A 22,300-nucleotide genomic window follows, 5' to 3' on the forward strand; every position below is an offset into this window, starting at 1 on the left:
TGGTCAATTTGCTCCGAAACGGGGTGGTCAATTTCGCCCGGAACAGGTGGTCAGTTTAAACTGAAACGGGGTGGTCAATTTCACCGAATTTTCCACTCTTTGAAGCATTCGGCAAGCATATCAGAAAACCTGGACTGGCCGGCAAGGGTCTGTGTAATCTGGGTTTGGTAGATGCGGTATTTTTGGTCAAGCTGTCTGGTTAGCGTGTGATCCTGGCCGAATTCAGACAGAAATGCCTGGTAGGATTCTCGTGCAAACTCGGCCTTCGATTTGATGTCTAATCCGAAATCAGCGAGCATCAGGTCCATACTGTAAAGTGCGACCTGCCACCGTGCGTCGCCGGACATATCAATTGGATTGAGCGATATCACCTGAACGCTTGCAAGCGAATCCTGATGAAAAATTGATTCGGTCTGCTCGTAGTCAAGGCAGCTGTAACGCTCGATTTCCCGTTCGTAGGAGTCGATCTGGATTTTTTCGATCAGGCCGTCAGCCAGCTGCGCCCCAAGCGCGGACTGCACACTTGCAAGGACCGGTTGCCAGTCCCGCATCAGGCCGAGCTCAAATCTCAGCCTGAGATGATACGATGGGTCAGCATACCGGACAAAAAACCATTTGTGGATCTTTCCATCCAAAGAAAGCTGCTGGCAAAGCGCTGTTAGCGTTTGAGTCAGTAGCCGGTCAACTTGGTTGGGATCGATGTATATCTTCACATAAAGCCACTGGCTTCCCAAATGAAAGTGTTTCTGTTTGGTTAACCTAAGCTGCGCCCTTTCCGCAGAGGTTGGGGCGGCTGGCTTGAAGGCGATCAGTAATTCATGAGAGAATTTACCTTCTTTACCTTTAACCGGGTGAAACCGGCTGGTTTGAAGGCATTCCTGAATTTGCAGCTGCCCGCTTTTTTTAAGTTCCTTGCCAAGTAACGCCCTTGCAAAATGACTCTCGCAATCGATCAGAAGTAAATTGTCTCCCTGACAGATTTGAATGAACCTAGGAATTCGCATCTCTGTCCTTAGCCGCTGCCATAGCCAATCAGATCCGAGCGAGTCCAGTACCTTTTTACGGGTTTCGCCCTCCAGCTTCCAGCGCGCCGCGCAAAGAATCAGATGCCCATAGACGACCCGGGGCAGAAACGTAAATGTTTCAAGATGCTCCCAGTTCCATGAAATGACAGGACTGTGTTGATGTGCCAGATCCGATAATAATTGGTATACCGGCAATCCGCGGCCGTAGTTGTGGGCTGTCGTGTTGTGCGGAATTATTCTTTTACAGAGGCGCTTGCTGGTCAGGATCATCTCTCCGTCAGCGGTAACGGACACTAGCAGATCAGTTATTGGAATCTGGTTTGACAGGGGCAATGTGGATTGACTCAGGTAGGGGATCTCATATGGGTATAGGTGCGGCCGGGCTAAAACGCTGGCGGTATCTGCGTCGGGGATGTGTGCAATTTCTGCATGCAGGTACTGCTGCTCATGGTCCCAGGTCTGTCTGGTTGCTTTTTGCAGCTGTGCATCCAGAGCCGGGTCATGTTGGGCAAACCGCGCCATTAGTTCGAGTCCTGACTCTCCGCCTGCCGCTTTTAGGTAAAATTCGAAATATCCCCGGTCGATATTCCTGCCCGAAATGGCAAGCATTTCACCCAGCAAAAAAAGACCCGTGGTCCGCAAGGGCTGCACGTTCAGCTCTTTTAAATCGCTTTCCAGAACCTGCACGCAGTATAGCTGTCTGGAAAGGGCCCGGTCGAAAATCCTTTGCTTGACCTGGCCCGTTGCCGTCATCGCATGACTGATAGGTGGCGCCTGCCAATTGAAGTCAAGTTTTTCCAGAATCCTGGCCGCATTTGCAGCTATCCCTGCATAGCGCAAGCCAATATCGCTTTCCATTAGCTCGCAAAGCGGAACTTGACTGCTACCATATCGCAAGCCGAATTTGACTTTCAATTCATCAAGCGGTGTAGGATCTGTATTGCGCAGCTCCAAGAGACCTATCACTGCATTGAAATCAGACGCAATGCGGCTTATCGCTGCCTTGCCTAGTTTGGCCTTACCGTCTGGCGCGATTAGCTGCGCCCGGAAAAGGGTTTTACTACTGAGCTCAGGAAAATATCTGGCAAGCGCGGTTGTCGTCTCTTTCAGCCGGCTCAGGCTGGGGTCTTTGCCGAGGCCGCAAATGAGCGCATGCAGCGTGCCGGCTTGGGGACAGGTGGCTGCTGCTGCTTCGAGCGCCTTTAGAATGCGATTCTGAAAGTCATTGCCCGTAATGTTGGCAGAAAGCTCGCTGACCAGAAGACCGGCTTCGACTGCGGATTTGACAAGTGCAGCCGCTTTATCTTGGGAAAGCAGCTGTGCCAGGGCGTCTGCGAGCTCACTTCTGGTACCGGGCTGTTGAGCGGTTTCCAACAGTATGTCCAGCTCGGCAGATCGGTCTATTTCTGAAAGGACAGGGCCAGCTATCTCACTGTTGGGCTGGCTATCGATAAACCGAAATGTTTCCGGCGTCCGATAAAGGCTGCTACTAGGAAGGTAACGTATGTGGCCAGCGATACCCCGGTGCTCTTCCAGCCAGCTTGCAATGCTTTCCAGTACACTCATGTTGAGCAAAAGCGTGGTGCTGACCTGGCTGATAGCTGGGCCTGTCAGCTTGGTGGTCCTGGAAAATAGCCCGGCGCTGGTCACAGAGAACATGCCAAAAGGCGTGGCGCGGCTGCACATTCTGATCAGGTATTTGTAAGCAGAAAAAAGAATTTTCTGCCTGGCTTTCTCTGGCGTCTGCTGGCTATAGGTTTCCAGGGCAGCAAAAAGGGAAGGGGAAGCAAGATATATAGCGCTCCCAAAAGGCGAGTTTTGAAAAAGATCGAGCAGCGCTGATTCCCACTTTTGAAAATCGTCTCCGGATTGCTCGTTCAATGCGGAAAGCGTCTGCTCGGCCAGGGCTGCGCGGCGGAGCATGAAAAATTCATAAGCTTGGTGATCCATCGTTGTAATTTGGGGAGTGAAAATCCCCAAATTGGGCTGTGAGTACCTTCTTTGCCATTTTAGTATACCTGGCTTGCTTAATTGTAGACCGGAGCAGATCGTTGGTTTTATCCCACTTGATCGGCCATGCATACTGTTTGGTAGCTGTCGGTTGCTGACTGGTCGACTAAATGTGTGTGTTGGAAGAGCAAAATGTGCCTTTTTAGGGGTGCGGAGAGTGCTGGGTTAACAGCTCACCGGTTGAATATGCTTGTAAGGATTTTGCTCCGAAGCAAGCGAAAACGGCATTTAAGCTAATTCTGGCCGGAGAAGACTTTCTGTAAGCCCTGCAAAAGTGTTTGGCATAACTGCGGTCTTGTGCCTGTTTTTCTAAGTTCGCGTCCTTTTGCCCTTTTGGCCGGGATTGGGGCAGAGTTTTCTTTTCTTCTTGCCTTTGATCGGATCAAAAAAGAAGCTTTCGGCAGGCTGACTCTGACTGAGCAAGAGCAAAAGGTCCGGTTCTATTTTTCATCCAAAACTCGTGTTAAGCTTTTTTCTCGGTTAAGGAAAAGGCCCGGCGTGGCGTTGGCAGGTTGGTCGAAGAGCTATACTACCAGCGCTGAGGCGATCCAGCACGCTGGCCCGGATTACCAGGTGGTAAAAACGCCTATCTTCACCAGCCATATCCACCAGATCCATACGGAGAGCGTGATGGTTTTTCACGATGAGCTCAACTAGGTATCGGGGTAGTACGTGACCTGCCGGGCAGAAAGCGGTAAACCACCGGGCCTGGCTGGCCCAGGTTACCAGGTCGTTCAGAACCGCGACGCGTTCATCTTTTTTGACATAATTGCAGATGGCAAAAGCATATGCTACGAAACGGCCGGGGCGCCCGGGCATGGTGAGCGGATTCTTATCACTGTCAAAATCGACGATCATATCGTGGTTGGAAAACATGACATGATCGAACAAACATCCAAAGTTTTTACCCCGATTCTGGATACAGACTGCTATTTATTGAACCTGGAAAACGAGGATATGATTATTCGTTTGGAATCCAAAATCGGAGGAGTGATAAAAGGTAAGTCTCTGTGTCGGTAACATTAAAAAGTTGGAAATATGTTAACTCGGCTAGTTGCGCGTGAATTTATTTGGAGATTAATGTAGCCGCCCATAAACTGTATAGATGGAAAAACGGGGCTTATAGTTCCAATTTTTATTGTTGTCCCAGCCTGAAGTGGCTTGCCAGCGGGTGAATCAGGATGACTAAAAAGCACCGGCCAGTGGGATTTGCGCGGAGGATACACCGGTATTGGGGCGGTTATTTAATATGTTGCGATGGCGCTTGCAGGTAAAGATAATTTTAGGCCAAGGACTGGTGAGACTAGCATGCACTTGTTGACTATATCCGAGCATAATTTTGCCCAGATCAACGAATGCACCGACAGACTTGCTTTGGAAGTTCTTTCTACTTTCCCTGTAGAGAACCTGCTTTGAAAGTGAGGCTGCCGGTGCTACTTGGCAAAAAGAATCTCAAATAGTTGATAGAGGTTTAACTATGCCTTCCACTAATTAGGCCTGAACTTAACCACCTTATTGCTTTGCGGCTTCACGCTTTGCAAATATGCAAAAATCGCTCTGAGATCACTTTCCTTCATGCCTGCGTACATCGTCCACGGCATAGGGGTGTTCATTTCATTCGGAGCCGGCTTGTGTGGTTTGTAACTGGAATCGGCGTAGGGTTTGAAGCGCTGTACGAAGGCATCTGCCGTCCAGGTCCCGATGCCGTTGGTTTTATCGGGAGATATATTGGCCGAAGTTGTAATGCCGTTTGGCATGATGAATTCCATACCGCCGCCGAATTCGGTTCCGGGGACTTTTTCGCCTTTCTCGCGCTTGCTATGGCATTCCACGCAGCTTGCCGCCGTAGCCACATAGCGCCCGTAGGCGATCTGATCGGTTTCCGACGGACGTTGGGTGAGGTTGGCCTTGGCAGGCATGGTGTTGATCAGGATGTTGACGGGGAAATCGTACTGCGGAGCGTCTATGTCGTGCTGCACGGGGGCGAGCGTACGCACGTATGCGATGAGGCTGTAAATATCCTCCTGGTCGAGCTGGCCATAATTGCGGTAGGGCATAATAGGAAACAGCGCCCTGCCGTCCTTGCTTGTGCCGGTGGTGATGGCGCGGAATACCTCACCGTCTGTCCATTTTCCGATTCCGTATGGGGTGATGTTTCTGGCATAAAACACGCCCGGGAAGCCCATATCCCTACTGAATAGCTCACCCCCGCCGCCGAAATTACCCGCAGCGAGCGGAGCCGAAAACAGCGTCCAGTCGCGGGTACTGTGGCAATCCACGCAGACTGCGACGTGGTTGGCAAGATACTTTCCCCGTTCGATCCGTTCGGGCGTTCTTTCCACGGAAATGACCGGGGCTTCGCCGACATCAGGAAGTGCAGTTTTTACATAGGTTGCAGCGGCCGCAGCGGCCAAAATGAGCACCACAAGGAGAATGCCCACGATTTTAAGGAGCTTTTTCATAAAAGAGGGGTGACAGAATGGTGAATATGAGGATTGAACAAAAGGTACAATAATTCCCGTAAAGCTCCAACGCTTAGTTATTTAGCGAAAGTTGAAGAGCGGAGTTGCAACGTTTAAATGCAACGTGGTGTCTAAAATCAAAATTCAACTCCGGTCATGGCCATGAAAAGAACTTTGCTTGCAAGCTGCCTCACATTGCTGATGCTCTCATGTTATCCCAGGGACTCGGAGCCCTTTGTCGGCAATGTGAAATTCGATGGTACGGGCTACCGGCCGGTCTATAAAAATCCCGAAGAGATATCCAAAGTGGAAGTGCAGGCGGCGCAGGCGCTCAAAACACCTGGGAAGATCTATACGTTCGACCGGTATCTGTTCATCAACGAGCTCGGCAAAGGCATACATATCATTGATAATACCGATCCTAAAAAGCCTGAAAACCTCTCGTTTGTATCGATTCTGGGTAACTACGACATTGCTGTTAAAGACAACTGGCTGTATGCCGACAACTTCTCAAACCTGCTGGTGATAGACATCGCCAATCCCAAGGTTCCGAAAGTTGTGAAAAGTATTCCCAACGCTATTCCTGTCCATAACTACCCGCCCTTGCAGGGGATCTATTTTGAATGCGCCGACGAGAAAAAGGGCGTCGTAGTGGATTGGGAAAAGGTGGACATGGCCAAACAACCCAAATGTTACCGGTAATCACTGAACGATATTGATTTAGCTATGAAAAAGTTGATACCCCTTTTATTCCTCGGGCTTGCGGCGATCGGCCTGATGTTGCTGCTGAATGCATGCGATGATAACAAAGCTGACTCGGGACCCAGCCCGCAAACCGGTGCCGGCGGTTCGATGGCCAGGTTCGCAATTACCGATAATACGCTCTACATCGTCTCGAAGCAATCGCTCGAAGTGTACGATATCAATGATGCTGCAAATCCAACCAAAGCAGTAACCAAGAATATGGGCTTTGGAATCGAGACTATTTTTCCCTATCAGAAAAACCTGTTCATCGGTGCGATGGATGGTATGTATATTTATGACAACGCCAAACCCAATGCGCCCGTTTTACTGTCCAAATACACGCACGTGTTTTCATGCGATCCCGTGGTCGTGCAGGGGCGCTATGCCTACGTGACGCTGCGAGCAGGCGTGACCTGCCGGACGGGCACCGCTTTCAGCTCGCTGGATGTGATCGATATCAGCGACCCCGCCAAACCGCAATTAATAGGCAGCCACCGGATGGATTCGCCATACGGATTGGGAGTGTCAGGCAATAAACTGTTTGTCTGCGAAGGCGACAAGGGTTTTCGGATGATGGATATTAGCGAACCCAAGGTCCCAATTCAAAAGCATTTCTTCCATGAGGTCCCGGCTTATGACGTGATCGTACGGGACAACCGGTTACTCGTGACGGGTAAGGACGGCCTTTACCAGTATAAATACGATGATTCGGACAGCCTTGAATACCTCAGTAAAATCCCTGTTTTATGAGAGGCACGCTATTGACCATTTTTACTTTCCTGACTTCATTTCACAGTTTCGCCCAGTTCGATGTGGAAACGGCCAAGCGGCACGTAATCGTTAAGTATTCGCCACTGCCGATGTTTGACCTGGACAATACCGTTCAGTTCGGGGTCGAAATACCTTTGGGCAAAGGGGAGTTTGCATTGCAGCAGGACTTGGGGTATGGAAATTCTTCTTTCAACGGGTGGTATAAAAACGAAAGCCGGCGGCCGGATAAAGATATTTTCAAAAGCCGGACACATTTCAAGTGGTATTTTATGGAGCGGCGCAGGATGCGCGCTTATGCCGGCCCGGAGGTTCTGTTTAAGAAAGTGGTCTATCGTGAAAACCAATGGGTAGGGCGGGAATGCGACGCGCCGTGGGGACCATGCGGATTTTTTCAGAATGAGCAGGTGAGAGTCGATAAAAACGTTGTAGCGGGGCATGCCCGTTTCGGCTGGCAGTTTATAAGCCCCGGCCGGTTTGTTTTTGACGTTTTTACGGGCGTCGGGTTCCGGCAGATTTTCGCCACATCGCATTCATCAGGCATAGCCGACTCGGAAATCCGCAGTGTTTATGACAATTGGGAATACATAAGTCCCACTAAAAACGATTTTGTCCCCAGTGCTGTTATGGGCTTCCATTTGGGCATTATTTTAGGGAAATACCGCCGGGATTGAGTACATTACCATTCAATCCCTAAACATCGGACAACCATGGACAATGCTATCAGTTGGTTTGAAATACCCACCGCCGACCTGGATCGTGCCACCGCTTTCTATGAATCGATTTTTCAGATCAAATTCTTTCCACTCGACACGCCGAACCTGAAAATGCGTATGTTCCCGATCGACAATATGGCGACCGGGGTAGGAGGAGCGCTCGTATACAGCGGAGGGTTCCACAAGCCATCGGCCACCGAAGGACCATTGATTTACCTGAATGCAAATCCGGATGTCCAGATCGTGCTGGACCGCGTACCGGGTGCAGGCGGCAGGGTGATCGTTCCCAAAACACAGATCAGCCCCGAGTACGGCTACATGGCCGCATTTATCGATTCGGAGGGAAACCGGATCGCCCTGCATTCGGCGCCGGTTGCTTAGGTTTAGATTTTGACCTGCAATGTCAGGTAAAACCCCCTCCCGTCGGATGGCAGGATCCCCGGACCTGGATAGCCTGTCGCCCGACGGGTGAAATACATTTCATTGGTCAGGTTGTTGATACTGCCTTCCAGGCGGAACCGCTTCCATTCGTAGGACAGGCTCACATCCATGATTTTGTAAGCGGGAATAAGTCCGACTACCGACGATACACCGCCGTCCAGGGCATTGGTGGCCTCGGAATACTGGTCGGTAAGATGCGTAAGCTGGAAAGATCCTTTCAGCTTTTTATAGCCCAGGCGAAGCCCGGTTTTCAGGTTGATTTTGGGTACAAATTCCACCTGATTTCCTTGTACACCTGGAATTTCGCTGTGTTTGTATTCCGATTTAATGAATGCGACATTCCCAAACAGTACACCGCTCCAATCAGCCTGTTCAGGCCGCGCGAGCCTGAGCAGATCAGCTTCGGCGTAAGATTCAATTCCCATGATAATCGCTTGGCCGACATTGCTTCTAAGGCGCAGCACACGATTGCTTTCGTCGTAGAACTGCACCTCGCCGATGCGGTTGTCATAGTTCAGGTAAAACAGGCTCACATCGTAATTAAACAGCGAGGTTTGATGGCTGCGCACGCCAAGGTCGATCGAATAGCCTTTCTCGTCCTTCAAGTTCGGGTCGATGACTGACGACGGGTTGGCGATGCGCATATCGCTGAATGTAATCGAGCGGTAATTTTGGGAAATGTTGCCATAAAGTTCCACCTTTTCGACCGGTTTGTAACCAACCCCGATGCCGGCCAGCAGGAAATGGCGGCCGTTGGTACGGTACTCGTTGGTGCGTGAGATGTTGATCACATTACCGGCAAGGTCGCGTGCAATGTTGCCGTAATAGCCGTCCGCAGTCGTTTTAATGTATTCAAAACGTAGTCCCGGCGTAATCGATAGCTTGTCGTTGAGGTAAAAGATGTTTTCCGCAAAAAGGGCGATGTTGCGGTTCGGGAAACGGTAGTCGTAGGTGATGAACCTGTCGGGCTCTACGAATGTAAAATCAGCGTCTTTCCCTTTGCTGCCCAATCCCTGCAAATTGTGGTTATAGCCATAGTAATAACGCCCGCCCACGAGCAATACCGACATTTTCTTGGCCACTGAATACCTTTTCAAATAACGGGCCTCGGCACCCCAGTTGGTGAAATCGCCTTTGATCAGATCTCGCTCGCTGTTGTCGTCGATAGTCGCCACACGGTTGGGCCTGAAACCGAGCGAGTAACGGTTGGCGGCAAGGCCGAAAATGCGCAGGTTGAATTCGTTGGCGGCATTAAAGCGATGGTCGAAATGCAGCGCAGCCATATTCCAGTTGACATTGAACCAGTTGCGTTCGCGGTTGGTCTGGCGGGGATTATCGGCAAACATAGCATCCGAAAGCCCGCCGGGTTGCTTGGCCAGGTAATGCATGTGTGTAATATCAAGGCCAATCGAGGTTTTATCGGAAAGCTTGTAGTCGAGGTCGCTATAAAAAGTATAGTTGTTAAAACGAGAGTTCGCGCGCCAGCCGTCGGCTCTTTTGTACTGAAAAAAAGTGTAGTAGCTTAATTTGCCCACGGTACCGCTTACGCTGGTAAATGCATTGTAAAACCCGAAAGAACCCGCGCTCTGCCGGGCTACCACCTCGATCTTGCGGTTCTGAACCGGTTTTCTCATCGCAAAATTGATCAGCCCGCCAAACTGGGTGCCATATTGCAGCGAGGCGGCTCCGCGTACAATCTGGATCTTGCCGACAGCTTCGATAGGAGGGGTATAGTAACTTTCGGGGTAGCCCAGTGCATCAGCGCTGATGTCGTGGCCGTTCTGCCGCACGTTAAAATTGGCCGTACGGTTCGGGTCCAGTCCGCGACCACCGATATTGAGCTGCAAACCGCCGCCTTCGTTTTCCCAGATATTAAGCCCTGCCACACGCGAGTACACCTGCCGCGCATTGTTGGTCGATAAATTGGCTACCAGCTGATCCGGCGAAATCACTTCTGATTTTTTGCCCTCATAAATACCCATGCTCTCCACTCCGCGCAATCGTGAGAAGCCAAAATCCGCCGCTTTTTCTTTCACGGTCAATTCGTCCAGGTTTTGCTCGGAAGAGGCCAGATACAGCTTGAAATGCAAGTCTTTTCCGCGCGCGTTGACTTGCTTTTTCTCAATACGATAACCCGAAAGGGTCGTTTGGAGCGTGTAATTGCCATTCGGAACTGACTCGAAAACAAAATGGCCTTCCTCGTCGGTAACGGTGGTGAGGTTTTCGTTCAGAAAGATGGTGCAGCCCTTGACGGCGGAGGTATCGGACTTGGAAAAAATGTGGCCCGACAGCCTTGTTTGAGCCATGGTAACGCCACTGACGATCAGCAGGAGGGGTAAAAATTTAAAGACCTTTAATTTCATTGTTAAATGGGGTAATCCAGGATTTGTGTCGGAACGAGTCGCATTGCTGAGCCAGGTCCACGTCGGGGGCGATTAATGGCTTGCCTGTGCGCCCGTTCAGGGCTACGTACGAATCTACGTATACGTGCGGCTGCACAAAGCCGCGCGATGCATAGTAGTCGCGCAGCATATGCGCGTATTGCAGAATCATATCGGGTTGAGTCGACATCATTTTTTCCTGCAAGCGAGTGAGAAAATCATTGTTGTTGATCGTCTGCCGTTTTCCATTGGCATCCGTGACGGTAAACTGGGTGTATCCCGCTTTTTCCATAAGCATCACCCGCCACGAAAACCGGTAACCTTCCTCGGTCCAAAAGAGCTCACCGGGGTAGAGCAGGTACCGGAATGGGAAGAGGATTTGGAACACAAAAAAAACTGCAAGAACTGCGTATACCACCGGCCGTACCATTGCCGGGAACTGGTAGCGCCCAGCCGGTTTCGCGACAGCGGTTGGCAACCTAAACAGACGACCTATGTAGCTGATCAGCTTTTGGTGAAATCCAGCCGGGAAAAATATCAGCGCCGTTACGATCATGATATAGGGGAACATGCCGATCGGGAAAAGCAGCGAAGTCAGCAAATGGAACACTACGACCGACGCGTAAGCAAAGGGCCTTGTGGGGCGGTTCCACAACATAAACCCGACGCTCAGGTCGTAGATGCATCCTATCCAGCTGAAAACGTAGGCTGTTTCCAATTGGTTGAACAGCCCGCCGATGAGCGGCGTGTCGTTTTTGGCAGGCAACCATATTTTCAATGGCAATGCTTCCACAAACCAGTCACTATTAAGCTTGGCAATGCCAGCGTAGAAATACAGCATGCAAACAAGTACGCGGACGCAGTCGATGCACCAGGCCGGGATTTCTCCGGCCCTCATCGCTTCATTACGGCGCGCATCCACTGAAAACATCGTATTTGCGGGCAAGAAAATGAGCAAAAAGCAGAGCAGGCTCACAAAATAATAGTGATTCAGGTAAGTGCTTTTGTCCATGAGCTCGATGTAGGTAAAGCTCAGGAAAAGCACGATCGAAGCCTGCCGGTAATACCAGCCGATGGCGACGAGCAATGCTGAAATGCCGCAGGCCGCAAACAGCAGATAAGTCCATTCGCCGAGCGGTTTTACGAACCCGAAACCATAAAAAGAGAAAAAGAACTGCGGGTTGATATATAGCTCTTTGACCCACCCCAAAGCCAAAAAACGGGCCGTGCTGATCACCAGCATCAGTCCGAAAATGGCCCTGAATATAGCCAGGGGAGCCGCCGAGGTATATTTTTGCAGATATGCCCGCATGGTATTGGTACTAATCCCCGTCGTTGTCGGTGTAGGTAATGGTAATGCTCATGGCCGAGGTCATATCTACTTTCAGCATCCTTACAGCCTTTTGCATTTCGTTGTACGTGTCCTTCATCACCTGGTTATTGGTTTTGACCTCCTCGTAAAGGCTGGGTTTCAACGCGTCCAGCTTGGCGGCCGCTGCCTGAAATTGTGTATTGATGCTCTCGCTTAGCAGTTTTCCGGTGCTGCTGTCCTTAGCGCCCAATGCGTCCAGGTACGTTTTAAGACCCGGGCCGGCTTCTCCTGTAACGGCATGCCTCCCGTTGAAGAAATCTACGTACGCTTTGTGTGCTGTTTGGGCCAGGGTTTTAGAAATATCTTTTTTGTAGAATGCCTCCACTTTCTCAGGGGCAGCAATTCCGTTGGCCATCGCGCCGGAAGGAATCCCGAACTTACCCGAGCGAATGTAGCGCTCGTAATGCAGGACAGTACCATTGACCATCAGTGAGGTCGATGAGCCGATATCCAGGCCGGTCTTACTGATGAAAGTATTCAGGTATTCGCCTTTCCATTCGCCCATTACCTTACCGAGCAGTGACTCCATGCGTGTAACCACGCGGGTAATGTAAGCGAGTTTCTTGGCCGCATCTTTGTCGGTAGTGTACTGCGCCAAAACGGCAGTATCGTTGGCGCCGAGGCCGTTGATCAGGTAATCGAGCGCCGGAAAGCCCTGGGTAGCATAGGATGCGGGCACTTCGAGGCTGGACGTCGGATCTGCGATATTGGCTGCTATACCTGCTTCGCTGGCAGGATAGATATTGAAAAAATTCCGGATCGTTTGTTTTTCAGCAGGCCCGAAATCAAACAGTTCGACGCGTTCCCATGCTACGTATGCGTCCGCCCACGCACTACGAAACGCGCCCAGTGTCTGGGCATCAGGCTTGGCAGCAAATGCTTTCGATTTCTCGGACATCAGATCGAATTTCGTTTTGAACTGGTCGTAGGAGGGGATAATCATGTTTTCGGCCAGAGCTTTGAGCATCACCGACCGGTCCTTTCCTTCGTCGGTAGGCTGTGGATCGGGCTTATCGCTTCCGCCCGAACAGCCCAGGAAAAGCATTGTCAGCAGGAGCGCGAAGTACTTTTTCATTCTATCAGAGGTTATATTTAAAACGACAAATGGTGGACCGGCTAAATGCCGATCCACCCACTTGGAAATAGGTAATATGTGCTATTAAAGCTTGAATTTCTTAGTAATTGCGTCGGCTGCGGCGTTAACCTTGTCGTTGGTCAGATCCCAGAACTGGTTCGGCGATGCCGGTCCGATCAGACCCAGCAGGATCGCGTCGGAGAAGTTCGAATCGGCTCCGTTGATGGTGCAGTAACGCAGCGAGTAAATAAAGCCCAGGCCTTCACCAATAGCATGTGCGCGGGCCGCATCGGTGGTTCCACTTTTCCATTTAGCCAAATAACCCAATGCCGCCGAAGCGATCGCTTTCTCCATTTCTGTGCGGATGAAAGTAGCCTGTGTTTGTAGCTCTGCTTTGTCGTTGTTCACGATCGCTACGCGGCCTTTTACAAATGCAGTATGGATTTTGGCATAAGAAGCCTTGTTGTATTCCCATAGATACGAGCCCAGGAACGATTCAGTTGCTTTCGCGCCCTTAGCCGCGTCGGTTGCGCCTTCGAGGAAAATAGGGTTTGGGGTAAGCAAACCGAAAGCCTCATCCCAGTTGTGTTCGAGGGCGGTATATTTTTTGCCGGAAACAAGTGTTTTGTTATCGGCTTCAAGACCTTTGTCCATGATCACGTTACCGATATAATCTAGCTGCAATGCACCGATCAGGCCTTTCTGGATGATCTGCGCAATTTCGATCCCTCTTGAAGTTACCAGGTATGTTCCCAGCTTACCGGCTTTGCCTTTGGCAGCGGTTTCCTTCACTGACTTGCTGATCTCAGCCATTTCACCGAAGTAGCCTTCCAATGCAGTCCGGTCCGCATCCGCAGATGCTCTCGACGATGCCGTGATGTTACGAAGTTGTACGCCTGATGCATTCAGATCGGCCCCTACCACCTGAATAGCGCCCGATTTGATATCCTTGAACGGGTTACCTGTATTCGCAAACATATTTTTCATGACCGCAGCATCCAGTGTGGCCGAGTCACGTACAGCGCTGCCCAGGTAATAGTTCAACGCCTGGAACATTTTGTAGCGGTCAGTACCTGATTTCAGATCGGCTGTGGTATCACCTTTGGCGTCAATGAAAAGGGCTTTATACGGGGTTGTAGGCGTTACTTTCGCATAGTCGATCTTGGTGCGAAGGTCTTGCTGAGCGGGAGGTGTAGGCTCGTCGTCATCTGAGCAGGAAACAAGTCCGAAGGCAGCGACAGAGGCAAACAATATGGCCCGCAGCTTGAAATTGTAGTGTAGCATTTATCCAGTAAGCGTTTTTGTTAGGGATGTAACCAGGTGATTTATTTAGATCAATTATAAATCTTCGGCAAACATATGTATTATTTAGAATTGGAACAAATTATAAAACAATGAGCACGGAAAAAATTTGAGGCCTAAAAATAAAAAAGGACATTCCTCTTTGAATGCCAGCCATTTGACCCTGCATCCGAGGAATGTCCCTATATGTATCCAGTTAGAAGCGCAGGTGCTAGCTGCCGCTTTCCGCTTTCTTTTTGCTGTTGAATTTCTTTTCGGCTGTCTTCGCCTTTTCAAAATCCAGTACCACGCCGTTGATGCAATACCGAAGCCCGGTAGGAGGCGGGCCGTCGTCGAAAACGTGCCCCAAATGTGATTTGCACCTGCCGCACATCACCTCGATACGATGCATTCCGAGGCTGTTATCGGCGGCTTCCACAATGGATTTCTTGCTGATTGGCTCAAAGAAGCTGGGCCAGCCGCAGCCGCTTTCATACTTGGCATCGCTCTTGAAAAGCGGGTTCCCGCAAACGGCGCAGTAGAATGTGCCGATTTCTTTTGAATGCTCGTATTCACTCGTGAATGGCCGTTCGGTGCCTTTTAGGCGTGCTACGCGATACACTTCCGGGGAAAGGACCTTTTGCCAGTCGTCATTGCTTTTTTTGACGGGCGCTGTTTCGGTATGCGAATATTCGGGTGCTTTGTCGGCCGGCTTGGTCTGTCCGGACGAGGATTGGCCATAGCAGTTTTGCAGTGTAAGGGCAAAAACTCCGGCGACCACAGCCATAATGAAGTTTTTCATGCGTTTATGATCTGGTTTTTCAAGATATACGATTAAAACGCTCGCATAGGTCAAACAAATTCCCCGAATTTTATAACAAAAGTATCACAACGCTGCTCAGATGAATACCGACAGGTCTCGTACACCGAGCTTGCGGGCGGTCGTGAAGCCTTCGCCGTATTTTACGCCGATGGCGTGGCCCATTTCCTGCGCACGCGCGATGATAAATTCCAGAAATTCGGGAGAAGAAATGTAGCTCTGCGGCTCGCCTTGACCTTTGTATTCGGGCACGTGAAACTGGCTTTTAAATGCCTTCACTGCCTCGATTTTTTTGTCGTGAAAATCAGTAATGTCGACGATGAAATCCGGCGTGATGTAACGGTCCTGAATGGAATGGAAGACCTGTTTCGGGCGCCATGCCTGCTGCTCGTTACCCTGCTCGTCATAAGTTTTAACCATGCGCAAGCCGGAATAGAAGCTGGCTTCGGCTACCAGGGCTCCACCGCGGCCGTGATCGGGGTGGCGGTCGTCGATCGCATTGGTGATCACGATTTCGGGCCGGTATTTGCGGATGAATGGAATGATCGCTTTCTGATGCGCCTCGTCGTTTTTAAAGAAGCCGTCGGCCAGACCGACGTTTTCACGGACTTCCACGCCGAGAATGCGGGCAGCATCGAGGCCCTCCTGAATGCGTCCCTCGGGTGTGCCGCGCGTGCCCAGCTCACCTCGCGTCAGGTCGACAATACCTACTTTTTTGCCCAGCGCGATTTGCGCGAGCAATGTACCGGCGCAGCACAGCTCCACGTCGTCAGGGTGGGCTGTGATGGCAAGAATATCTAATTTCATGATAGATTCGGATTATTTAATGCGCAGTTTCTGCCCGATCCGCAATGTGGTGCGGGTTGACATGCGGTTTTTGCGTGCAATAGATGAAATGCTCACGCCATAACGTGAAGCGATCGAGCCCAGGGTATCTCCCGAGCGCACTTTGTGCAAAATAGAGCGGGAATAGGCCTTCGGCGCGTCCCCGGCTTCAAATTCACTCTTGGTCGATTTGCCGCGGATATGGCTCCATGCGGAGGCGGTAAGCAGGAAGTGGTCGGATTTAATGGCTGCACCCGGCCAGTCGAATATATGCTCGGGGTCGAAGGGGTTACCTTCATAGCGGTTCTCGTAATGCAAATGCGAGCCCGAGCTGCGGCCGGTGTTTCCTCCCAAACCGATCACTTCGCCGGCTTTTACCAGCTGACCCGATTCTACCATTTGCTTGGAAAGGTGGCCGTACAGCGTTTCCAGGCCATTGTAATGTCTTACCACGACAAAACGGCCATACCCGCTACCATCCCAGGCTACGATCCGGACCATACCATCATAGGTACTTCTGACCGAATCGCCTGTTTCCAGGTCGAGGTCGGTGCCATTGTGCCAGCGGCCCCAGCGGTAAGCGAAATGGGAGGTTACAGGCGTACGGTCCATGGGTGCAGACCACATGCGGTTGGCAGCCTGGTCGTATAGTTTGAGGTCTACCGGTTCGTCAAAATCTTCTGCTTTCAGCCCGTAGGGGTTGATGGTTCTTGCGTCCCAGATGACAAAATATTCGGCAGCCTTTACCCATTCATCCGCAACAAGCACAGAATCTTCGGCGATCACTACTTCGGTTTCCCCTTCGTCAATGGTGGCAGTATCTTCATTCACGACGGGGTTCAGCGGCTTGACCGGCTCGAACTGGCTCTGGAATTTCAGGTTGGAGGTTTCTACCTCATATTCGTCCTCGGGCTGAGGCGTGGCTTTGGTGGTCGGGCCCTCGTTGGCATTGTTGCCCGACTGGTTGATCTTGGGATTTCTTCGGAATTTTCCTCGCTCTTGCGCTTGCGTGTTCCAGGAGATCAGACACACGGCCATTAGCAAACAGACAATAAGCTTTACTTTCATAAGTATAATACCAAATCAGACTACACTGGTGCTTATTATTCAGCGTAGCCTGATCCTTTTAGGGGTTGTGCGATTGATTTTAAGCTGTTTCTTCTTCGATAATAACGTCCACTTCCCGCTCTACCAGGAACCGCTCAGCATCCAGCGCAGCCATACAGCCTGTTCCCGCAGCGGTGATCGCCTGGCGGTAAACATTGTCCTGTGCATCGCCGCAGGCAAATACCCCTTTGATGTTGGTCAGAGAGGTTCCTTTAATAGTTTGAATATATCCGGTTTCGTCCATCTGGACATACCCTTTGAAAATATCCGTATTGGGTTTGTGGCCAATCGCAACAAAGAAACCGGTAGCTTCCAAAAGTTGCTCCTCGCCCGTTTTATTATTTTTGACCAATACCGATTCCAGCCCGTCTTCACCGTTCAGCTTCACGGTTTCGGTGTTCCAGAGGATTTCGATATTCGGTAGTGTTTCCAAACGTTTCTGCATGATCTTCGAGGCGCGCATTTCGTCGCGGCGAACAAGCAGATAAACTTTGCGGCAAAGTTTGGCAAGATAGCTGGCCTCTTCGGCAGCTGTATCGCCGGCGCCTACTACTACCACGTCCTGGCCGCGGAAGAAGAAACCGTCGCAAACCGCGCAGGCAGATACGCCGCGTCCGTTCAAACGTTCTTCACCTTCCAAACCAAGCCATTTGGCGGAAGCGCCTGTTGAAATAATGACTGCATCGGCAGTGATCTCGTGTTTGTTGTCGATGATCACTTTGTGCGGATAGCCTGTGAAATCAACTGAAGTAGCAAGGCCGTAACGCACATCGGTGCCGAAACGCTTCGCTTGTTTTTCAAAATTGATCATCATTTCAGGGCCCGTAATGCCATCGGGATAGCCTGGGTAGTTGTCAACTTCTGTGGTAATAGTCAGCTGGCCACCCGGCTGGGCACCTTGGTAAAGTACAGGATTCAATCCCGCGCGGGACGCATATATGGCGGCTGTGTAACCGGCAGGGCCGGAGCCAATAATTAAGCAAGAGACTTTCTCGGATGACATGTTAATATAAAACTACTGTTAATGACGAATGTTCTAGGTTTTGGCTGGAAATTCCAGCGATGCCAGATAAGGCAAATACGCGTGTGTGAACTTGGAATTTGCCTTATTGTACCTGTCAGTACAACACAGGCAGACTGACAAAAGTGCAAAATTTCAGCCCGTTATGCAAATGCATTTAAAGGACGCGCCACTCGATCCTTCGGTTTTTTTGCCGGTTTTCATCGGAATCATTGGGTGCCACGGGCTTTGTTTCACCATAACCTTTGGCCAAAATCCGGTCGGCCGCAATTCCCGATTGTTGCAGATAATATTGCACCGACTGCGCCCGGCGTTGCGAGAGTGCCATATTCTCGGTGTCGGACCCTACGTCGTCGGTGTGGCCGGATATTTCAATTTTGATGGTTTTGTTTTTGTGTAGGAAGTCGCTCAGCTTGTCTAGCTCCACTTTCGATTTGTCATCGAGGATATATTCTCCTGTTTTAAAGAAAATGTTGTTCAGAACCTCTGCGCGGTCCTTCTCGATGGCTTCCAGCGGAATTTCAAGGTCTACAAACGATTGATTTTTGTCGACTGAAAAAGAAAGGCTCTTGAACAGGTACCCTGCCTTGGATACATAAAATGCATATTCGCCCCCGCTGTTCAAAACTGCTAAAAAGGAACCGTTCTGGCTGTCGGAGGTGAAAGAGCCGACTTTGGTCTGGGTTTTCAGGTCAAACAAATCAATGTCGGACGCGAGCACCGTTCCCGTTTTTTTATCAAACACCTTCCCCTTTGCATAACGGGTAGGTGTGATGAGCTTTTGCAATGACTCAGGTACGCGGAAGGTGTATAGCAGTGAGCGGCCACCGCCTTTTTCTGTGTTGTCATCCGTGTAGTAGGCATTTTCACCGTTGGAGGCTATAAAAAGCCCTACCTGATCGGAAACCGTGTTGATAGGGTAGCCAATGTTCACAGGCGCAGCCCACACCGTGTCTGTTTTTTGGCTGATGAAAATATCAAAGCCTCCCATGCCCGGCAGGCCGTTGGAGGAGTAAAACAATGTCCGGCCATTGGCGTGAATAAAGGGCGCGTTTTCATCATCTGGTGTGTTGAGCGACGGACCGAGGTTTTTGGGTGCAGTCCATTGTTTCTTTTCGTCCAGGCGCGTCACCCATATATCGCGCTTACCCACGCCGCCCTTGCGGTCGGAAGCGAAATAGAGTGTATGCCCATCGGCAGACAGCGAGGGCTGCGATTCCCACTCACGCGAATTAACCTCATGTCCCAGATTCACCGGCTGGCTCCAATCCTTTCCTTCTTTATGGGAAATGTACAAATCACAACTTCCTAGTCCGTCGGGACGGTTACAGGCGGTGAAAACAAGTGTCCTGCCATCGGCGGAAACCGTGCAGGTACCCTCGTTATTAGTCGTGTTAATGGTTTTAGAGATTTCCTCGGGAATATCCCAGCGGTCGCCTTTGATTCGTCGGGTGAAGTAGATATTCTCGTCGCGGTTGGATGTCAACCCCGTGAAAATCAACGTCTCGTCGTCGGCCGTCATTACAGGGAAATACTGAGTTCCCAGAAAGTTTACCGTATCTCCCATTGATTTTTTCTCAATCGAAAGCGGATTCTTTACAGCCTGCTGCGCAAAACGGGCGGATGCCACCGATTTTTCGGCTAACTTTCCCAGGCTTGATCTCGCAGGAAACAACGCGAATGCCTTTTCGAAATAAAACTGGGCTGAATCGTAACGCTGCACATTGAAATGATCCCGGCCTATCCATTGAAAGGCCGCGGCCGATTGCGGTGCGTCTGGTCTGAGATAGGTAGCCTTAAAATAATGCTTGCGAACAAGGTCCGGCTTTCGTTGCAGCTCGTATACCTGCGCGAGGCGTAAATGGGTGTCGTAACTGTTCGGCTCAATTTCGAGCACTTTTTCAAACAGCTCGGTAGCTTCGGGAAGCTTTCTTTCTTGCCATGCTTTTTGTGCCTTATCGTATACTTCTCTCGCTTTTCTGGATAATGTAACGTCCTGAGCGGATGCGTTTTGTAGGGTGATAGTGGCTAGCGCGAAACAAAAAAGAAGAACCCGGTGCATTATGGAATGTTCATAAACTTGTGAGTTTGTAACGACATTTTCCATTTGGGATTGTCTTTGATATAGTCAATTATCAAAGGCAACATCACGTCCTGCTTACTCCATTCTGGTTGGAGCAGCAATGTGCAATCGGGCGAAACTTGGGCGGCATGTTCTTCCGCAAACTCAAAATCGCTTTTATTGTAAATGATCGCTTTCAGCTCGTTGGCATTCCTGTAAATGTCGGGATGAGGCGTTTTGAATTTTTTTGGAGAGAAACAAACCCAGTCCCAATGCCCTGTAAACGGGTACACACCGGAGGTTTCGATATTGGTCTTAAAACCCGCGGCCTGCAATGCGCCCGTGAGCTCGTCGAGATTGTACATCAATGGCTCCCCTCCGGTAATTACTGCCAACCGACCGGGAAACTGCAATGCGCCGTCCACGATCGAATCGATGCCGAATTTGGGATGGATACTCGCATCCCATGACTCCTTTACGTCACACCAGTGGCAACCCACATCGCAGCCGCCGAGGCGGATGAAATACGCGGCACGACCGCTGTGCTGGCCTTCACCCTGCAAGGTGTAAAAGGCTTCCATCACCGGAAGTTCAGAGGTAACGATGGGCAAAGTTTCGGTAAGCAAAATCTTGATAATCTTAATGTTGAAAAAAGTGTAACACGCCGGAGCACGGGAAAAATCCCGTAAAGGTACAAAATTCAAACTTCCCGCGGCGGTTAATGGTTCTCTTTAAAAGTAGCATATTTGCAATTATGAATACAGAAGTAATCCATCAGCAGGAAGTGATTTGCGCGCTCGCGACGCCCTCAGGCGTAGGTGCGATCGGTGTTATACGTGTCTCGGGCTTGGGAGCCATCACCATGGTGAACAGCGTTTTTAAAGGTAAGAACCTAGAAAACGCCGAATCCCACACCGTGCATTTCGGTACCATCACCTCCGGCGACGAAATCATCGACGAAGTGCTGGTATCCGTTTTCAAAACGCCGCGCTCGTTTACCAAAGAAGATTCCGTCGAGATTTCCTGCCACGGCTCAGATTACATTATCCGCCAGATATTAAAGCTGCTTGTCATCAAAGGAGCCCGCATTGCCAAACCCGGCGAGTTCACCCAGCGTGCGTTCATGAATGGCCAGTTCGACCTTGTGCAAGCCGAAGCCGTCGCTGACCTGATCGCCGCCGACTCGCAAGCAAGCCATAAAACCGCATTGAACCAGCTCCGCGGAGGTTTTTCTAAAAAACTCGCTTCTCTGCGTTCAGAGCTCATCCATTTCGCTTCTCTGATCGAACTTGAGCTCGATTTTGGCGAAGAAGATGTGGAATTCGCTCAGCGGGATGACTTGCGGCGCCTCATCGACGCATTGCTTTCAACCATCGAACCACTGATCACTTCATTCGATTTGGGAAATGCGATCAAGGAAGGCGTACCCGTCGCCATTATTGGCTCGCCTAATGTAGGCAAATCGACATTGCTGAATGCATTGTTGAATGAAGAAAAAGCCATCGTGACCAGCATTGCGGGCACTACGCGGGACGTGATCGAAGATACGATAGTGCTCGAAGGCCTTAAATTCCGTTTCATCGATACTGCTGGCATTCGCGAAACGACCGACGTGGTGGAATCCATTGGCATCGAGCGTTCGAAGGCGGCGATGGATAAGGCTGATATTGTGATTTTCCTGTTTGACAGCGTGGAAACATTGGAGGAAAACCGTGCGCTGGCCGCATTGTTGCCTGCTAACAAGGAGGTGTTGTTTGTTTTGAATAAAACGGATATTAACCCTTCGCTGGCCGACTCGCTATCTGCCGGGGATTCGGGCATTCTTCCCATTTCCGCTCACACGCAACAAAACCTGCCCGAGCTCACGCGCAAACTCGTTTCCCTCGTGCATGGGCAGGCGGCCGGGGATACGGTGGTGACTAATTTGCGGCATTACGAGCATTTGTTGAAGACTTCGGATTCGCTTACTGATGTTTTGAATGGGCTTTCCTTAGGCGTTACCGGGGATTTTCTGGCGCAGGATATCCGGTTGGCGCTGCATCATTTGGGGGAGATTACGGGGACTATTGTTACGGATGATTTGCTGGATAATATATTTAGTAAGTTTTGTATCGGAAAGTAACAGACCATAGATACCGATAAGTACTCATAAATAAAATGAATAAAACCGCATTTAGAGCAATCTGATGC

General features: G+C 50.4%; 19 protein-coding genes. 7 read left to right on the top strand and 12 right to left on the bottom strand.

From position 1 onward, the window contains the following. Positions 1–80 precede the first annotated feature (80 nt). The gene (locus CLV60_RS08545; RefSeq protein WP_170118748.1) at positions 81–2,975 is read right to left on the bottom strand and encodes a lantibiotic dehydratase; all 2,895 of its coding nucleotides are present in this window, start codon (positions 2,973–2,975) and stop codon (positions 81–83) included. A 558-nt stretch (positions 2,976–3,533) separates the two neighbouring features. Between CLV60_RS08545 and CLV60_RS34975 the strand changes: the two genes are divergently transcribed. Together CLV60_RS34975 and CLV60_RS34980 are read left to right on the top strand one after the other, a co-directional pair. Then, positions 3,534–3,692 carry a hypothetical protein gene (locus CLV60_RS34975; RefSeq protein WP_170118749.1) on the top strand — a complete coding sequence of 53 codons (159 nt, stop codon included), beginning with the start codon at positions 3,534–3,536 and terminating at the stop codon, positions 3,690–3,692. A gap of 15 nt (positions 3,693–3,707) precedes the next feature. Further along, positions 3,708–4,055, top strand: coding sequence for a DUF932 domain-containing protein (locus CLV60_RS34980; RefSeq protein ID WP_106594983.1), 348 nt, complete (start codon positions 3,708–3,710; stop codon positions 4,053–4,055). A 467-nt stretch (positions 4,056–4,522) separates the two neighbouring features. Here CLV60_RS34980 and CLV60_RS08560 read toward each other — a convergent pair whose 3' ends face one another. Further along, a complete protein-coding gene (locus CLV60_RS08560; protein ID WP_106594984.1) occupies positions 4,523–5,497 on the bottom strand; it encodes a c-type cytochrome in 975 nt (324 codons plus the stop codon). 162 nt (positions 5,498–5,659) lie between these two features. Between CLV60_RS08560 and CLV60_RS08565 the strand changes: the two genes are divergently transcribed. Genes CLV60_RS08565 through CLV60_RS08580 form a run of 4 tightly spaced genes read left to right on the top strand, consistent with a single transcriptional unit; the run spans position 5,660 to position 8,106 of the window. Further along, a complete protein-coding gene (locus CLV60_RS08565) occupies positions 5,660–6,199 on the top strand; it encodes an LVIVD repeat-containing protein (protein ID WP_229210879.1) in 540 nt (179 codons plus the stop codon). A 24-nt stretch (positions 6,200–6,223) separates the two neighbouring features. Then, complete coding sequence (locus CLV60_RS08570) at positions 6,224–6,991, top strand: LVIVD repeat-containing protein (protein ID WP_106594985.1); 768 nt, start codon at positions 6,224–6,226, stop codon at positions 6,989–6,991. Continuing rightward, positions 6,988–7,683 carry a hypothetical protein gene (locus tag CLV60_RS08575; RefSeq protein WP_106594986.1) on the top strand — a complete coding sequence of 232 codons (696 nt, stop codon included), beginning with the start codon at positions 6,988–6,990 and terminating at the stop codon, positions 7,681–7,683. Before CLV60_RS08570 ends, CLV60_RS08575 begins: the two co-directional genes overlap by 4 nt. A gap of 36 nt (positions 7,684–7,719) precedes the next feature. Next, positions 7,720–8,106 (top strand): VOC family protein, encoded by a 387-nt coding sequence (locus CLV60_RS08580; RefSeq protein ID WP_106594987.1) that lies wholly within the window; start codon positions 7,720–7,722, stop codon positions 8,104–8,106. Positions 8,107–8,108: 2 nt separating this feature from the next. On the opposite strand, the gene CLV60_RS08585 is transcribed toward CLV60_RS08580, so the two are convergent. From CLV60_RS08585 to CLV60_RS08630, 10 genes are all read right to left on the bottom strand, one after another. Continuing rightward, entirely contained in the window at positions 8,109–10,529 is a 2,421-nt protein-coding gene (locus CLV60_RS08585; RefSeq protein ID WP_106594988.1) for a TonB-dependent receptor, read from the bottom strand. Then, positions 10,510–11,859 carry an HTTM domain-containing protein gene (locus tag CLV60_RS08590; RefSeq protein WP_106594989.1) on the bottom strand — a complete coding sequence of 450 codons (1,350 nt, stop codon included), beginning with the start codon at positions 11,857–11,859 and terminating at the stop codon, positions 10,510–10,512. Before CLV60_RS08590 ends, CLV60_RS08585 begins: the two co-directional genes overlap by 20 nt. A gap of 10 nt (positions 11,860–11,869) precedes the next feature. Beyond that, positions 11,870–12,994: an imelysin family protein gene (locus CLV60_RS08595; RefSeq protein ID WP_106594990.1), complete on the bottom strand. Its 1,125-nt coding sequence runs from the start codon at positions 12,992–12,994 to the stop codon at positions 11,870–11,872. An 84-nt stretch (positions 12,995–13,078) separates the two neighbouring features. Then, positions 13,079–14,278, bottom strand: coding sequence for a DUF4856 domain-containing protein (locus tag CLV60_RS08600; RefSeq protein WP_170118750.1), 1,200 nt, complete (start codon positions 14,276–14,278; stop codon positions 13,079–13,081). A 229-nt stretch (positions 14,279–14,507) separates the two neighbouring features. Beyond that, positions 14,508–15,077: a peptide-methionine (R)-S-oxide reductase MsrB gene (gene msrB / locus CLV60_RS08605; RefSeq protein WP_106594991.1), complete on the bottom strand. Its 570-nt coding sequence runs from the start codon at positions 15,075–15,077 to the stop codon at positions 14,508–14,510. Positions 15,078–15,173: 96 nt separating this feature from the next. Continuing rightward, positions 15,174–15,902: a bacillithiol biosynthesis deacetylase BshB1 gene (bshB1, locus tag CLV60_RS08610; protein ID WP_106594992.1), complete on the bottom strand. Its 729-nt coding sequence runs from the start codon at positions 15,900–15,902 to the stop codon at positions 15,174–15,176. A gap of 12 nt (positions 15,903–15,914) precedes the next feature. After that, positions 15,915–16,988, bottom strand: coding sequence for a M23 family metallopeptidase (locus CLV60_RS08615; RefSeq protein WP_106594993.1), 1,074 nt, complete (start codon positions 16,986–16,988; stop codon positions 15,915–15,917). A gap of 79 nt (positions 16,989–17,067) precedes the next feature. Then, positions 17,068–18,030, bottom strand: coding sequence for a thioredoxin-disulfide reductase (gene trxB / locus CLV60_RS08620; RefSeq protein ID WP_106594994.1), 963 nt, complete (start codon positions 18,028–18,030; stop codon positions 17,068–17,070). Positions 18,031–18,205: 175 nt separating this feature from the next. After that, positions 18,206–20,110, bottom strand: a complete 1,905-nt coding sequence (locus tag CLV60_RS08625) for an OmpA family protein (RefSeq protein ID WP_106594995.1) — start codon at positions 20,108–20,110, stop codon at positions 18,206–18,208. Continuing rightward, positions 20,110–20,691 carry a 7-carboxy-7-deazaguanine synthase QueE gene (locus CLV60_RS08630; protein ID WP_211302233.1) on the bottom strand — a complete coding sequence of 194 codons (582 nt, stop codon included), beginning with the start codon at positions 20,689–20,691 and terminating at the stop codon, positions 20,110–20,112. Before CLV60_RS08630 ends, CLV60_RS08625 begins: the two co-directional genes overlap by 1 nt. Positions 20,692–20,864: 173 nt before the next feature. Here CLV60_RS08630 and mnmE point away from each other — a divergent pair, with 173 nt between their 5' ends. Further along, positions 20,865–22,232: a tRNA uridine-5-carboxymethylaminomethyl(34) synthesis GTPase MnmE gene (gene mnmE / locus CLV60_RS08635; protein ID WP_106594996.1), complete on the top strand. Its 1,368-nt coding sequence runs from the start codon at positions 20,865–20,867 to the stop codon at positions 22,230–22,232. Positions 22,233–22,300: the final 68 nt, after the last annotated feature.

The sequence above is a fragment of the Dyadobacter jiangsuensis genome, from assembly GCF_003014695.1.
In the GTDB taxonomy this organism is placed as follows: Bacteria; Bacteroidota; Bacteroidia; order Cytophagales; family Spirosomataceae; genus Dyadobacter; species Dyadobacter jiangsuensis.